We start from the raw sequence: 13820 nt of genomic DNA on the forward strand, positions 1-13820 counted from the left end.
CCGGGCCCGTGGAGGACACAGTCATGACCAACCCACACCCTTCCGTATCCTCACGCCCCAATAAAAGCACGAACGTTCGGTCTCAAAAGCGCCCCGGCCTGAAGGACGCCCTGCTGGTCCAGGCCGTCGCGGTGGGTGGGCGTGTGGCCCCCTTCGAGACCGGCGGCTTGCTGGTGGACATCTTCACCCGCGCGCCGCAGCCCTACCCACGCTCCCCCGAGGTGGACGCGCGGCTGATGTTCGCCGACGCGTGGTCCGTGACGGTGAGCGGCCGCAGCCTGCGGGGCTTCACCCTGCGGCCCGAAGGTCGGCACCCCAACGAAGAGGGCGAGGGCCCGGCCATCCTCTTGGTGCACGGCTGGGCTGGTGGCGGTCACCAGCTGTTGCCCATCGCGCGGCCGCTGGTCGCCCGGGGCTTCAGCGTGTCGTTCTTCGACCTGCCCGCCCACGGCGAGAGCGAAGGCCAGCACGCCAGCCTGCGTGACATCGCCGACGCCATCGCGGGTGTCGCGGCGTCGCTCGGGCACCTGCACGCGGTCATCGCGCACTCCGTGGGCGGGGCAGGCACCATCCTCGCGCTGCTGGACGGACGCCTGGACACCGACCACGTCGCGCTGGTGGCGCCGCCCTCCAGCCTCGAAGAGGCAGCGCGGGGCTTTGCCCAGACGCTGCGGGCTCCGGATGCGGCCGTCAGCGCCATGCTGGCCACGCTGCAGGGCCTGGTGGGGCGCCCCATCGACCGCGCCAGCTGGCTGCGCGACGTGGCGCACCTGCGCGTGCCGCTCCTGGTGGTGCACGACCAGAAGGACCGCATCACCCCGTTCGACGGGTCGAGCGCGCTGGTGCAGCACTGGCCCGGGGCGCGCCTGATGGCCACCGAGGGGCTCGGCCACGGACGCATCCTGAGCGAGCCCGCCGTCATCGACGCGATCGTCCGCTTCGTGGACGTGCCGGCTGGCGACGTGGCGCACCAGGCCGCCTGAACGCTGCGTTACTGCGAACGCTCGAGCGTGATGATGGCTTCGCCGAAGTCGTCGCGCTGCACGGTGACGCGCCATGTCTTGCGGCAAACGGCGCAGTCTTCAATCATCACGCCCTCGGTCTCGGGGTCCACGGGGACCTCGGCCGGCTCGAAGCAGTAGGGGCAGCGCAACTCGGGAGGGGGGAGCATGGCGTGCAGCGTAGTCGATCTCGCGCGACTGCGGCGCTACTCGTTGTGGGGGGCCGTCACTCGCTCGAGCGCGAGGGTGGCCAGGCGTCTCACCTCCTGCCGCAGCTCCTCCGAGTCGTAGACCACGTGCTCCCCCAGCCCGATGAGCAGGACGGCCAGCTGGGTGAGCGCGCGCGTCTCGCCGTGGACCAGGTGCACGTCGCCGCGGTGCTCCACCTCGAGCCCCGGTGGCACGTCGAACCAGCGGCTGGCGGGGGACAGCACGCGGAAGCGCACGCCCACGGCCTGCCCCGGGCCCGCGAAGCCCCCCAGGCTCTCGGCCACCATCGCGTCGATCTGCTCGCGCGTCATCGCCACGTACTCGGCCTCGTGGTCCACGCGCGCGCTCTGGATGCGGTCGAGCCGAAACCAGAGCGGCTCGCCGCGCCGGTGGCAGTGGGCCAGCAGCTGCCGGTGCCGCGCCGAGATGCGCACGGGCGAGACCGTGCGGTTGCCCACGTCACCACGGCTCGCCGAGTAGTAGCGGATGGCGAGCGGCTGGCGCCCCAGGGTGGCGTCCTCGATGGTGTCCAGCAGCTCGGCGCTGGCCCCCAGCTCCTCTGGCTCGTGCACCTCGGGGAGGTCCTCAAAGAGCGCCCCGAAGGCTGGCCCGGTGGCCGTGAGCAGCTGCTTGAACAGCGCCTCACGCTCGGTGGACGCCGGCAGCCGCAGCACCAGCCGCAGCAGGCGGCGCACGGCCTCGGGCGCCACGCTCACCGCGTTGGGCAGCCACGACGTGGGCAGGCTCCAGTACACGTGCGGGTGGTCCTCCTCGCGCTCGAACGGGAAGCCGGCGTCCTGCATCTCGCCCAGCACGCGCCGAATGGTCTTTACGTCCAGCGCCAAGTGGTCCGCCAGCGCGGCCTGCGTCCAGGTGCGGTCGCGGAAGAAGGCGCCGAGCAGGTCGACCACCGTGCGTGTCTTGGAGCGGGTTCCCATCGTGCGGCCGACTGTACACGAGGCGTTCGTAGAGGAGCGTGCTGGGAGTCGCGGCGGGCGCTAGCCTCGGCTGGACGCCATGCGCCGGAGGTTGGCCCAGCGGCGGCGGGGGCCAGCGCGCTCCGGGCTTGCTTCGCCTTCGGTCGCCAGAGCGCCAGCCACCCGGGGCAGCGCGGCGGTGAGCACGCCCAGGGCCAGTGGCCCACCCAGGGCGGCACGCCAGAACAGGGCGGTGTGGCACTCGCCCGCGCAGGGGCCGCCGTGCAGTGTGAACAGCAGGCCGCCCAGGAAGAACACGGGAAACGCCAGCAGGGCGACCTTCACCGGAACGAGACGCGCTTGGTTCATGCGGGCCCACCCAGCAAAGCCCGGGCCAGACGTGTTTCGTCGATGTTTCTGAGCCGGGCAGGCCCAGCAGAGGGCGATCGGCCGCCCAACCGAGAAGCGGGCTTCGCGCCTAGTGTGTACCCCTGGTGACAGCTGGGCGGCGCTGACCCCGCCTCGAGCCGGCGCGTCAGCTCTTGGCGGGCTCGCTCACAGGGCGCCGGGGCAGGGGGGCTCGCGGCATGGTCGTGCCCCGGATGGCCTTCAGCTGCAGGTGGTCCGCCAGCGCCTCGAAGGCGATCTCGTCGGCCGCGCGCTCGGGGATGTCCAGGTCCGCCGCCACGCCGTGCAGGAATTCGCGCTCACCAGGTCCCAGCGTGCAGTCGGCCGCCAGCAGGTGGGCCACGGCGGCCAGCAGCTCGTAGCGCTCCGAGCCCGCGTTCTCTCGCAGGTACGCCGCGCTGCGTGCCAGCAACGCCTCGGCTTGCTCGCGCGTCTTCACGGCCGCCGCCTCGGTCTCGGGGTCGGACGACATGGGCACCAGCAGCTCGATGAAGGCCTCCCACTCTTCCACGCTCATGCCCTCGCCATCGGCGTCACCCGCCAGCAGCGTGGCCGCCAGCAAGAAGTCGCGCGCGTGCACGTCCAGCGGTTCGCTGGGCGCATAGTCCATCAGCCGGGCGATGCGCATGACCTCGTCGTCGATGCTGGCCGGCGCCTCGCCGCGTGTGCGCGCGTTGGCAAAGAGCTGGAGCGCCCGCACACGGATGGGCGTGGCCGGGTGGCTGAAGCGCGCCAGCAGCTCGCGCCGCTCCAGCTTCTCGATGGCCGACAGCTGCTCGAGGAACGCGTGCACGTCGAAGCGCAGGTGCTCGGGCCCCAGCCCCGACTGCAGCTTGAAGAAGGCGCTCACCGCCACGTCGAGCCGCAACCCCACCACGATGAGGCCCGCGCGGTCGGCGCTGATCTCGGCCAGGCGGTCCCACGACTCGAGGCGCCGCACCAGCAGCGCGGGCGCCTTGCTCTCATGCGCCTCGTCGATGCCGAAGGCCGCCACCGCGAGCCGCGCGCGATGGTGGCGGAATGCCAGGTGCCCCAGCTCGTGGCCCAGCACGAAGCGCAGCTCGTCGTCGTTCATGCGCTCCACCAAGGCGCTGGTCAGCTCGATGACGTGCGGCTCGCCGGGCGAGATGGCGTGCATGGAGCTGGCGTTCACCATGGCCTCCTGCCCCACGAACAGCTCGATGGGCTCGCTGAACCCGAGCGCTGCGCGGGCCTCGTCCAGCACGGCGATCAGGCGCGGCGCCAGCGTGGCCGTGAGCCGCAGCTTGCTGCCCAGCACCTCGTCGTAGGCCGAGCGCACGCCGCCCGAGCCCACGAAGTGGTCCACCAGCACGTCCAGCCCGAAGCGCTCGGTGAGGCTGGCGATGAGGTCGCGCTCGGGGGCAAAGCGCACGCTGTCGAGGGACACGGGTTCCACGTGGGTCACCCTTGTCGCTTAGCGTGGAAGGCGCGCTGGGTTCAAGGCCGTTCGCACGAAGCGCCCCACGCCGGCCACGTTCGGGGTACAACGGAGGCATGCGCCTCATCGAGAAGGACGAAGCGGCGGTGCGCCTGGCGCGTGCCATCGTGCACGACATCGCGCTCTACAACGCGGAGGCCATCGCGAAGGGCGCGGACCTGTCGGAGGTCATCGCCGAAGGGCGCGCGCTGTATCGAGGGCGTGTGGCGGAGCGCTTTCACCCGTTCTTCGAGGACGCGCTCATGGCGCGGGACCTGACCCGGCTGGATGGGCCGCCCAGTGCGCCGCGGCCTTCATTGCAGAAGCCGAGCGCACCCGCTTCGTCTCACGACGCGTTTTTGGCGCCTCTGCCGGATCGCAGGTTGGGCGGGGGGCTGGGAATGTTGGCGCTCGGCATCCTGTTGTTCGCGGTCGCGGCTGTGTGGTACCTGCGCGGCGGGTGAGCGCTCAGCACGAGACCGTGCCGCGCGTGAGCCAGCGCTCGTACTCCGCGAGCTCTGCCTGGTTGGCGAAGAGGCAGAGGGCCATCACCGCTGCTTCGTCCACGCGGTCCGCCACCGCGAACTCCGGCACGGGGGCCATGGGGCTGACCACGTACCCGAGCGCAGCCACGGCGGATGCCACGGTGGCCCACGGGAGCTCGGGATACACCCCGCTCCAGTAGTCGCGCACCATCGCAAACAGCAACCGCTCCTGCGCGGCGAAGCGCGCCAGCGGGCCCTCGCTCCCGAACTGGACCTCGAGCGCAGCGCGCCGCTCGAGCAGGCGCGCGACGTCCTCCTCACTGATGCACCGGCTGCGGCGCTCCAGCTCGGCACGGGCGCGGTCGGTCATGTCTCGGGTGGGCTCGCTCATTGGCATCCTCCTGGTGGCCTCTTGGTGGCCGAGCGCGCGATCCGTCGATGAGAACGGCGGCTCGCGCGTTGGGAGGCAACATGAGGTGGCCGGGGGCTCTATCCGGTGGGCGGGTTGTGTCGCACTGAACGGGTGTTGCAGGCCGCGAGGTGCGGCCCTTCGGTTCGGCACTCGTCACGCAAGTGCGCCCGCGTCGCTCCGATAAGCCTGCATTCGCCAAGTCTCGCTGACAGGAGCGCTCCACCGCATGGACCAGCACGACACCCGCACCACGGAGTGGGCAAATGGGTGACCACGACGCGCTCTTCAAGCGCATCTTCTCGGTTCCCGCTAACGCCGCTGGCGAGCTGCGCAGCATTCTCCCGGCCGAACTCGCTGCAGCGCTGGACCTCTCCCGGCTCGAGCTGGTCCCCGGGGCGTGGGTCGGGAACGCCATGGATACTCGCTACCCCGACCTCGTGTTCCGCGCTCCGCTCATGGAGCGCGGGGACGACGGCGAGGAGCGGCATGTCTATCTGCACGTTCCGCTCTACACGCTGATGGAGCACCAGAGCAGGCCTCACCCGCGGATGCCGCTGCGGGGGCTGGAGTACACGCTCGGAATCTGGCAACAGTTGCTCCGCGACGAACCCTCCCGCAAGACGCTGCCGCCGGTCATCACGCTGGTCGTGCATCACGGCCCCGGTGGCTGGACGGCGCCCCGGAGCCTTCATGACATGGTGGAGGGACTCGACCGATTTCCCGCCTTGCGACCGCTCGTGCCGAACTTCGAGCTCATCATCGACGATCTCGCGCTTGCGGACGACGAGCAGCTGTTGGCGCGGCCGCTGCTGTCGGTGCCCAAGGTGGCGGTCTGGCTGCTGCGCGATGGTCGGCAGTTGGAGGCTGTGCTCACTCACATCGGCGCATGGAAGGATGAGCTCACGCGCGTGGTGCGGGAGGCACCCGATGAAGCGATGCTGTTCTTGCGCTACATTTCACTCAGGGCGACCGAGCGGAGCTACCAAGAGTTCCGCCGCGTCATCCTCGAGACCATCCCAGCCGCGGAGGCCCCCTTGGCAACGATCGCAGATGAACTGAAGCAACTCGGCCGGCAAGAAGGTCGGCAAGAAGGGGCCGTTGACGCACTGCGGACTGTCCTCGCGCTCCAAATCGAACAGCGCTTCGGTCCCTTGGATCCCACGGTCCAGGCGCTCATCGTGGCGGCCGACATCGACGCGCTCCAGCGAGCACTCTCGCGCGTGGCGGTCGTCTCGGACCTCGGGGCCGTCTTTCCACCTCACTGAGGACGGAATGCCGCCACCATGACCACGACCTCCCCCGTCACCTGGTTCGAGCAGCTCTTCGGCTTCCCCGAGGCCGACTACGCCGCCACCCAGAGCCGCTTCGAGGTCAACGGCACAACGCTTCATTCCAAGCCGAACGGCCGCGTGTTCGACATCGGCACGTTCAGCACCCCCACGCTCACGTCCCTGCGTGAGCGCGCCCGCAGCGCGCCGCGCGGCTCCCTGCGCGTGACCCACGAAGCCATCGGCGACGTGCTCGCGCTGCACGCGCTGCCCGAGAACCGCGGCGCGCTGTTCCAGGTGGCCTCGCAGTTCAACTGCCTCGAGTTCGCGGGGCCGAACGTGACGCCTGAGCGCGGCGTCACCGGCTATGCGATCGACCCCACGCAGGGGCCGGCCTGCTCTCTGGCGGCCGCAGCGGCCACGGTCTACCGCAACTACTTCGCGCCGGTGCGCGGCATCGCCGGGCAGACGCACGACCGGCAGCTGGACACGCTGGACGGGCTAGCCGCTGTGCTGGGCCCACCGGGCGAGTTCTGGCGCATCGTGAACGGCTACACGCAGTCGGACGTGGCGCGCCTCACGCGGCTGCGCGCGGCGCTCGCGGCCCACGACCGCGACACGCTGCTGGGCGCCGTGAAGATTGGCCTGCAAGAGCACGTGGGCGTGGACTTCCGCTCGCGGTTCGTTCCGGTCAGCGAGCCCACGCACGTGTCGCAGGCGTTCTGCTCCGCCCTCAGCTGCGGCTACACCAGCGTGCCGCTCGCGCACTGGGAGCCGCTGGCCACGCTGGTGCTGGACGCTGCCTACGAGGCCACGCTGTGGGCCGCGTTGGCGACGGGCTCGCCAAAGGTCTGGCTCACGTTCCTTGGCGGTGGGGTCTTCGGGAACCGCACGGAGTGGATCGCGGGCGCGATTGGCCGTGCGCTCGCGCGCGTGGAGGGCTTCGATCTGGACGTGCGCGTGGCGCACTACCGCAGCGTCAACGAGCCGCTGGTGGACCAGGTGGCCCACGCGCGCTCTACGCGGTGAGCCCGTTCGCCGACAAGACCGCGCGAAAGGCGGCCAGGGTGCGCTCGATGTCCGTGGGGCCCACGTGGTAGTGCGTGACCGCTCGCAGGCGCGTGCTGTCCAGGGGGCTGAGCAGCACCCCTAGCTCTCGCAGCCCCGAGGCCAGCTGCGCCGGCGTCATGTCCGCGCGGCGCAGCTCGAAGATGACGATGTTGGTCTGCACGGCGGCGGGGTCCACCGAGATGCCCTCGATGTCGGCCAAGCCACGGGCCAGGGCGCGGGCGTTTTCGTGGTCGTCGGCCAGGCGCTCCACCATGGCGGTCACAGCCACGATGCCCGCGGCGGCGATGACCCCGGCCTGCCGCATGCCCCCACCCACCACCTTGCGGTTGCGGCGCACCTTGCGAATGAACGCCGCGCTGCCCACCACCACGGAACCCACGGGCGCCGCCAAGCCCTTGCTCAAGCAGAGGCTGGCGCTGTCTGCCCCGCGCAACAGGCGCGCCGGCGAGACCCCGAGGTGCACGGCCGCGTTCCACAGCCGCGCCCCGTCCACGTGCAGCGGCAAGCCGTGGCGGTGGGCCAGCTCGCCCGCCGCGTCCATGTAGTCCACCGGCAGCACCACGCCGCCGCAGCGGTTGTGCGTGGTCTCGAGGCAGAGCAACCGGGTCACGGGGAAGTGCTCGTTGTCGCTTCGGATGGCTGCCTCCACCTCGCGGAGGTCCAGCGTGCCGTCCGCGCGGTTGCGGAGCGCGCGCGGGTGCACGCCGCCCAGGGCCGCGGTGCCTCCCTGTTCGTAGAAGTGGATGTGCGACTGGTCGCCCAGGATCATCTCGTCGCCGCGACCACAGTGGGAGAGCACGGCGATGAGGTTGCCCATGGTGCCGCTCGGCACGAACACGGCCGCCTCCTTGCCCGCCAGCTCCGCGACCATGGCCTCGAGCCGCGTGACCGTGGGGTCCTCGCCGTAGACGTCATCGCCCACGGGCGCGGTGGCCATCGCCTCCAGCATGGCAGGCGTGGGCTTGGTCACGGTGTCGGAGCGGAGGTCGATGGTGTGGGTGGTCATGCGGGAGCGACCGCGACGATAGCCAGGTTTCGCGGGCTGGTGCGAGAGGAGAAGAGCGTGACCACGCGGGTGCGCCAGCCTCCCTCTTCGAGCAGGCGCGCGCGGTCCGTGACGATGGCCACCTCGAGGACTCGCGCGAGAGCGTCACGGGGCAGGGCCAGGCGCGTGATCGAGGCATCCGCGTGCTCTGCTCGGGCGGAAGCATCCGCGAGTTCCGCCGCGCTGGCGGGCGGAAGGCCGCGCTTCCCGAGCGAGAGCGCCGCGATCTCGGCGAGGCCCTGCCGCACGCGGTCCTTGGGCACGCCGCGCGCCTCCGCGCCTGGGGCCACCTCCACACCGCGTGCCTCCAGCAAGAGGTGCAGCCCGAGGCGCGTCCGGCGCCACGCGCGCTTCTCGGCCAGGCTCCCACTGCCTTCGAAGGACACGGGTGACACGTTGGCCAGCCCGAGCGCGTGCTTGGGCACCGAGAACCCCGCGCTCTGCGCCTGCCGTGAGAGCGCGCTCCGAGCGTCGCGCGAGGTCTTCTGGAAGCAGCAGCTCACCGCCAGCACGTGGGCGTTCGCCTCCCGCGCGCGGCTCACCAGCACGTCGCCGAGGTCACCGCAGGGGTGCAGGCCCACCACCAGGTCGCCCGCGGCCAGCGCGAGCTCGTCGTTCACATCCCGGCTCGCGTCGGCGTGCACGAAGCGCGGCCCGCCTTCCCCGGCCAGGTCGATGGCGCGGGCCACACGCTCGTCGTGCCAGTCGATGCCCAGCGTCTCCTCGGGGCGCAGCGCGCGAGCGAGCGCGCGGGTGAGGTGACCATGCCCCGAGCCGAGATCCACGATGCGCGAGACGCCGGCGAACTCTTGGAGCGCCACCGCCGAGAACGCCTCCAGCTGCGCCTGCTTCCGCCGCTTCACGTGCCGCTCGAGAGCGTGGCGCTCGGGCTCGCTCACGTCCTCGAAGTGAGCGCAGAGCGCAGACGCCTGCTGCGTGATCGCGCGCAGTGAGGCAGGCGCTTCGGTGTGGGCCGCGAGCCAACGCGCGGGAGCCCGCTCGGCCTCCACCAGCTGGTCGTCGGTGAGCCCCAGGAGGTAGTCCGACCAGCCGCGTTGGTCCGCCCACTCGGGCGCGTGTCCCTCGACGGGCCGGCTGGCCACGATGTCTTGCGCCTCGCCCAGGATCCCGAGCGCACGCTCGAGCGCAGTGGAGACGTTCAGGGGCGTGGGCACGTGAGGGGCATGGCACGAAGCGGGTCGTGACGCAGGCTGTCGCTGTGATATGAGGCCCGGGTGGATCTGATGCACTCCCCCGTCTCCATGTTGATGAGCTCCGACGACCTCGTTGTGGCGAAGCCCTCTCACAACCTCCTCGAGATCTGGGAGCTGATGGCCAAGAGCTCCATCCAACACATCCCCATCGTCCACGGGGACGAGCTGGTGGGTCTGGTCAGCAGCTGGGACATCGCGCGCTACGCGATCGAGCGTGGGAGCGCGGCGCTCGGAACCATCCTCGCGGCGGACGCGATGGAGCGGAAGCTGGTGCGGCTCCACCCCAAGGCGACCTTGCGCGAGGCCGCCGAAGAGCTGGCGGATGGTGGCTTCCATTCACTCCCCGTCACGGACGACGACAACGTGCTCGTGGGAATCCTGACGAGCACGGACATCATTCGCTACATGGCGACCGGCCGGCTTCGCGACTAGGGGCCGCGAGTCAGCCCGTACGGGATCTCGGCTGCGCTGAGCCAGCCAGTCAGCGCACCCACGAACTCGACGAGGCGCTCGCGCATTTCACCGCATGAACTGCGGCGATTGGTTGCGCGTGCGGCGATTGAGGCCGATAATGACCGCGTGGCACGCTTGGTTTATCCCTACATCTGGCAGAACGATGACTGGCCCAGGTGGCGCTACGACCTGGCCGCGCTTGCTGAGCCGCTGGCGGAGGCGAGCCGAGCACAGGGCCTGCTGATGGGGCGCCTGGCCGACGTGGGCTGGGCGCTGCAGGCCGAGGCGAGCCTCGCGGCGCTCACCGCCGACGTGGTCAAGACCAGCGCGATCGAGGGTGAGCTGCTCAACGTGGAGTCGGTGCGGTCCTCCATCGCGCGACGCCTGGGCGTCGATATCGGCGCGCTGGCTCCGGTCGACCGTCACGTCGAAGGCGTGGTCGACATGGTGCTCGAAGCGACGCTGCACTACGACCAACCGGTCACGCGAGAGCGCCTCTTTGGCTGGCACGCCGCGCTCTTTCCGACAGGGTACTCCGGAGCCTCCAAGATTCGCGTTGGCGCTTGGCGCGATGACACCGGTGGGCCCATGCAGGTCGTGTCGGGCGCGCTCGGCCACCAGCGCGTGCACTTCGAGGCGCCTCCTGCCGAGCGCTTGAACGTGGAGATGACGCGCCTGCTGGACTGGGTCGACGCGCGCTCCGAGAGCACGCCTCCGCTCCTCAAGGCGGGGCTCGGTCACCTCTGGTTCGTCACCCTGCACCCGTTCGACGACGGCAACGGGCGCGTGGGGCGAGCCCTCGGAGACCCTGCTGCTCGCGCGCGCCGATGGGAGCCCACAGCGCTTCTACAGCATGTCCGCGCAGGTGGAGCGCGACCGCCGCGCCTACTACGACATCCTGGAGCGGACACAGAAGCGCTCGCTCGACGTGACCGAGTGGCTCGCGTGGTTCCTCGCGAGCGTGAAGAGCGCCGTGGACGACGCGCAGCACACGGTGGATGCGGTGCTGATCAAGACACGATTCTGGCAGGCGTGGGGCGCGACGCCCATGAACGAACGTCAGCTGAAGCTGCTGAACCGCTTGCTCGACGGCTTCGACGGCAAGCTCACGTCGCGCAAGTGGGCCAAGATCGCCAAGTGCTCGTCGGACACGGCCCTGCGCGACATCAACGAGCTGGTGGAGCGCGGCGTGCTCCGGAGGTCGGAGGCCGGAGGCCGGAGCACCAGCTACGAGCTGAGCGTGCTCCGGCGCGCTGGGGCGCTGCGCGCGCTCTTCGAGGAAGGCCAGATCACGGGGGGGGGGGGGGGGGTGCGGCCTCCGGCCTGGTGCCGATGGCGGGTGTTGGGCCTGAACACGGCGATCAAGAGGCTGGGTCGACGCCGCGCGGCGCGCTACAATGCTCGCCGTGAAGCGCCAACCACCAGAGTTCGAAGCCGCCGAAGCCATGGGCGTCGACCTGCCGATGCTGCTCGCCAACCTCGAGCTTACGCCAGCCGAGCGTGTGCGACGCAACACGGAGGCCGTCCGGCTCATCGACCGGACTCGGCGAGCCAACTTCACGGAGGCCCAGCTCGAGGCGCTGGCGGCGCTGGAGCGACAGCAGCTGCGCGCCAACTGGGGTGACTGGCTCGCACCGCTCGACGCGCTGTGAACGAAGCGAGGCGCGCTCGCACTGGCGGCTTCCGCGCCACGCGCCGCTCGCCCTCGCGGGGGTCACTGCCCCGGACAGGCTCCGCGGTTTCCGGCCGCTGCCTTCGTGACTGTTCCGGGCGGCTGCCACCCTCGGGGGGCTGCCCCCTAGACGACGTCCGCGCGCCGTCGGTTGAGCGCGTGTTCGGTGACGGCCTGCGCGTTCAGGTCCTCGACATCGACGCCCTCATCGCGGTCAAGGCACACGTGGGTCGGCTCAAGGATCGACTCATGGAGTCCGAGCTTCGAGCGATTCGAAGTGCCATGAAGCCCGACGAGTCCGAGAAGAAGTCCTAGCGCTCGAACGCACGGCGATGCTCACGCGTCCACAGCCGTGGGTACGTAGACGGGGCGCGCCACCAACTGGACCTCATGTGCGTGGATCACCACCGTGCGCTGTTGTCGCCCTTAGTCGTGAGTCAGCGGGCCCGCGAGACATGGGTCGAGCCGATGTCGTCCTCCGTTCCGAACTCTCGATCCGGCCCGGCGGAAGACACGCGCGGACCGTCACTGCACTCGAGACGGAACGGTGTGTCCCATGGGTCCACGGTGCGCGCTTCGTCGTCGAGCGCCGCGGAGCTCAGCAGCTCGTCCATGCTGGGGCAGCGGCCTTCGTGGAGCTCGAACGCGCGCGCCGCCTGCCGCACGGTGGCCGCGTCGATGCCGGCCAGGCGGACCCTGCTGCTCTTGAGGTGCTCCATGACGGGCACCCCAACTGCGGTGCTGAGCAGCGCGATGAGTGTGATGACGACGAGGATCTCCATGAGCGTGAAGCCACGTTGGCGTCGGCGAACCAGACCTGCCGGCGCAGGGCGGAGGAGGGGTGTGGGGGGCGAGTGAGAGCGGTGGGTGTGCATGCGGGGCAACTGAGCAAGGTGCATACCAACCTTGGATTCATGGCACTTCCGCGGCTCCGCTAGCCGGTGCGTGTCAGCCTGGCAGCGGGTGACCGAGGACGCGCGACAACCCGACACGAGATGGCGCGCTGCGACGTGTTCGTGGTCTTGGCTGAGCGACTGGTAGGTTGGTCTGCTACGGCGCAGGCCGACGATAGCAGGCCAAGATCGTGTTCCATCCGTGGATGGTGAACACCAGCCGCTCCGTGTCCTTCCGCGGGACGCGTGCTTCACAGCCTTGGACAGTGGAAGGAGCTGCCGCAGACCATGGTACCACTTGCGTCATGCTTCCCCCGGGGTTCAGCGAAGAGCAGCTCCTAACTCCAGTCCGTACCGCGCCTGTCGTCGCGCGCTCACGGATGACGAGCACGCCATGCGACGTCGCAAGCCAGCACGTCGCGTTCGTGTCGTCGCGGCGTGCGGGCGTGCTCTCGCCGTCGCTCACCCCCTGCTTCGACCTGGTGTTTCCCACCAAGCCGAGCACGATCCGGCTCAGCGCAGACGCCGAGCGCGTGGCCGTTGTCGTGGGTCGCGCGGTCCACGTGTTGGCCGTTCGTGGCCAACGCGCCCTAGCCACGTTTGATGACATCTCGGACGGCTACACGTTGGAGGACGTGCTCTTCGATGCGGAACGGGGGCTGTGGTTGCTACTCAGTGCCGACAACGGCGTCAGCGTACGCATCGAGCGACGGTCCCTCAGTGGTGATCTCCAGCTCTCCCGCGATGTGGACGGTGGCGCGCACTGCAACTACCACCTGTTTCCGCAGCCCAATGGCTCCCCGCTCGTTTGGGGCGCGGATGGCGGCGACAGTTGCCTCATGTGGACCAGCCTGCTCACGGAGAACGACCTCCGCCTGTGGCGGTACCGCCGCGACGAGCTGTACCTGTGCTCCTTCGCGCCCAGCGGCGACGAGGCGCTCATCATGGACAACGGCGTGTTGAAGCGCGTGGCGTTCCCCGACATGACGCCCATCGCTACGGGCGAGTTTCCGGAGCAGGATTGGAACCGCCTCGAGCAGGCCGCCTACCTCTCGCCTGGCTACGCTGTGGTCTCTACCAGCGAGGGACGACTCTTTGGTTGCGAGCTCTCCCGCATGCGGTTCGACGCGGAGCTGATTGCCGAGGGATACGTCCCCACCCCGCGGGCCAGCGAGAGGCACCTGAGCACCCTGCTCAGTCTCGTACCTGGACCACGGCCCGCCGACCTGGTGCTTTGCGGAGACGGTGAACTCCTGCGCGTGGACGCCCGGCAGTGGCTGCCCGCCGCAGCGGGTTAGGCGACGCCTAAAACCGAAACGGCGTAACCCGTTAG

Annotated in this window: 15 protein-coding genes and 1 pseudogene; 8 read left to right on the plus strand and 8 right to left on the minus strand. The window is 70.1% G+C overall.

Annotation, left to right across the window (positions count from 1 at the left end; genetic code table 11):
* Nucleotides 1-23: 23 nt before the first annotated feature.
* Nucleotides 24-983, plus strand: a complete 960-nt coding sequence (locus tag IPI43_20005) for an alpha/beta fold hydrolase (protein ID MBK7776388.1) — start codon at nt 24-26, stop codon at nt 981-983.
* An 8-nt stretch (nt 984-991) separates the two neighbouring features.
* On the opposite strand, the gene IPI43_20010 is transcribed toward IPI43_20005, so the two are convergent.
* The 4 genes from IPI43_20010 to IPI43_20025 form a co-directional block, all read right to left on the minus strand.
* Nucleotides 992-1171 (minus strand): CPXCG motif-containing cysteine-rich protein, encoded by a 180-nt coding sequence (locus IPI43_20010; GenBank protein MBK7776389.1) that lies wholly within the window; start codon nt 1169-1171, stop codon nt 992-994.
* A gap of 36 nt (nt 1172-1207) precedes the next feature.
* Complete coding sequence (locus IPI43_20015) at nt 1208-2149, minus strand: WYL domain-containing protein (protein MBK7776390.1); 942 nt, start codon at nt 2147-2149, stop codon at nt 1208-1210.
* Between the two features lie 60 nt (nt 2150-2209).
* Nucleotides 2210-2497, minus strand: coding sequence for a hypothetical protein (locus IPI43_20020; protein ID MBK7776391.1), 288 nt, complete (start codon nt 2495-2497; stop codon nt 2210-2212).
* Nucleotides 2498-2663: 166 nt separating this feature from the next.
* The gene (locus tag IPI43_20025; protein ID MBK7776392.1) at nt 2664-3953 is read right to left on the minus strand and encodes a M48 family metallopeptidase; all 1290 of its coding nucleotides are present in this window, start codon (nt 3951-3953) and stop codon (nt 2664-2666) included.
* A 98-nt stretch (nt 3954-4051) separates the two neighbouring features.
* Between IPI43_20025 and IPI43_20030 the strand changes: the two genes are divergently transcribed.
* On the plus strand, nt 4052-4438 hold the full coding sequence (locus tag IPI43_20030; protein MBK7776393.1) for a hypothetical protein: 387 nt from the start codon (nt 4052-4054) through the stop codon (nt 4436-4438).
* 4 nt (nt 4439-4442) lie between these two features.
* On the opposite strand, the gene IPI43_20035 is transcribed toward IPI43_20030, so the two are convergent.
* A complete protein-coding gene (locus IPI43_20035; GenBank protein MBK7776394.1) occupies nt 4443-4850 on the minus strand; it encodes a hypothetical protein in 408 nt (135 codons plus the stop codon).
* Nucleotides 4851-5134: 284 nt separating this feature from the next.
* Between IPI43_20035 and IPI43_20040 the strand changes: the two genes are divergently transcribed.
* Both IPI43_20040 and IPI43_20045 read left to right on the plus strand, forming a co-directional pair.
* Nucleotides 5135-6136, plus strand: coding sequence for an Rpn family recombination-promoting nuclease/putative transposase (locus IPI43_20040; GenBank protein MBK7776395.1), 1002 nt, complete (start codon nt 5135-5137; stop codon nt 6134-6136).
* An 18-nt stretch (nt 6137-6154) separates the two neighbouring features.
* Entirely contained in the window at nt 6155-7168 is a 1014-nt protein-coding gene (locus IPI43_20045; GenBank protein ID MBK7776396.1) for a hypothetical protein, read from the plus strand.
* Here IPI43_20045 and ltaE read toward each other — a convergent pair.
* Nucleotides 7158-8216 carry a low-specificity L-threonine aldolase gene (gene ltaE, locus IPI43_20050; protein ID MBK7776397.1) on the minus strand — a complete coding sequence of 353 codons (1059 nt, stop codon included), beginning with the start codon at nt 8214-8216 and terminating at the stop codon, nt 7158-7160. The genes IPI43_20045 and ltaE overlap by 11 nt on opposite strands.
* On the minus strand, nt 8213-9430 hold the full coding sequence (locus tag IPI43_20055) for a methyltransferase (protein ID MBK7776398.1): 1218 nt from the start codon (nt 9428-9430) through the stop codon (nt 8213-8215). Before IPI43_20055 ends, ltaE begins: the two co-directional genes overlap by 4 nt.
* 60 nt (nt 9431-9490) lie before the next feature.
* Here IPI43_20055 and IPI43_20060 point away from each other — a divergent pair, with 60 nt between their 5' ends.
* The 3 genes and pseudogenes from IPI43_20060 (at nt 9491) to IPI43_20070 (ending at nt 11909) form a co-directional block, all read left to right on the plus strand.
* The gene (locus tag IPI43_20060; GenBank protein MBK7776399.1) at nt 9491-9901 is read left to right on the plus strand and encodes a CBS domain-containing protein; all 411 of its coding nucleotides are present in this window, start codon (nt 9491-9493) and stop codon (nt 9899-9901) included.
* A gap of 147 nt (nt 9902-10048) precedes the next feature.
* Nucleotides 10049-11546 (plus strand): annotated as a pseudogene (locus tag IPI43_20065) (Fic family protein).
* Nucleotides 11547-11753: 207 nt separating this feature from the next.
* A complete protein-coding gene (locus IPI43_20070) occupies nt 11754-11909 on the plus strand; it encodes a hypothetical protein (GenBank protein ID MBK7776400.1) in 156 nt (51 codons plus the stop codon).
* A 122-nt stretch (nt 11910-12031) separates the two neighbouring features.
* Here IPI43_20070 and IPI43_20075 read toward each other — a convergent pair whose 3' ends face one another.
* Nucleotides 12032-12376 (minus strand): hypothetical protein, encoded by a 345-nt coding sequence (locus tag IPI43_20075; GenBank protein MBK7776401.1) that lies wholly within the window; start codon nt 12374-12376, stop codon nt 12032-12034.
* 536 nt (nt 12377-12912) lie between these two features.
* Here IPI43_20075 and IPI43_20080 point away from each other — a divergent pair.
* Nucleotides 12913-13785, plus strand: a complete 873-nt coding sequence (locus tag IPI43_20080; GenBank protein ID MBK7776402.1) for a hypothetical protein — start codon at nt 12913-12915, stop codon at nt 13783-13785.
* Nucleotides 13786-13820: the final 35 nt, after the last annotated feature.

The sequence above is a fragment of the Sandaracinaceae bacterium genome, from assembly GCA_016706685.1.
Classification (GTDB): domain Bacteria; phylum Myxococcota_A; class Polyangia; order Polyangiales; family Houyiibacteriaceae; genus JADJJE01.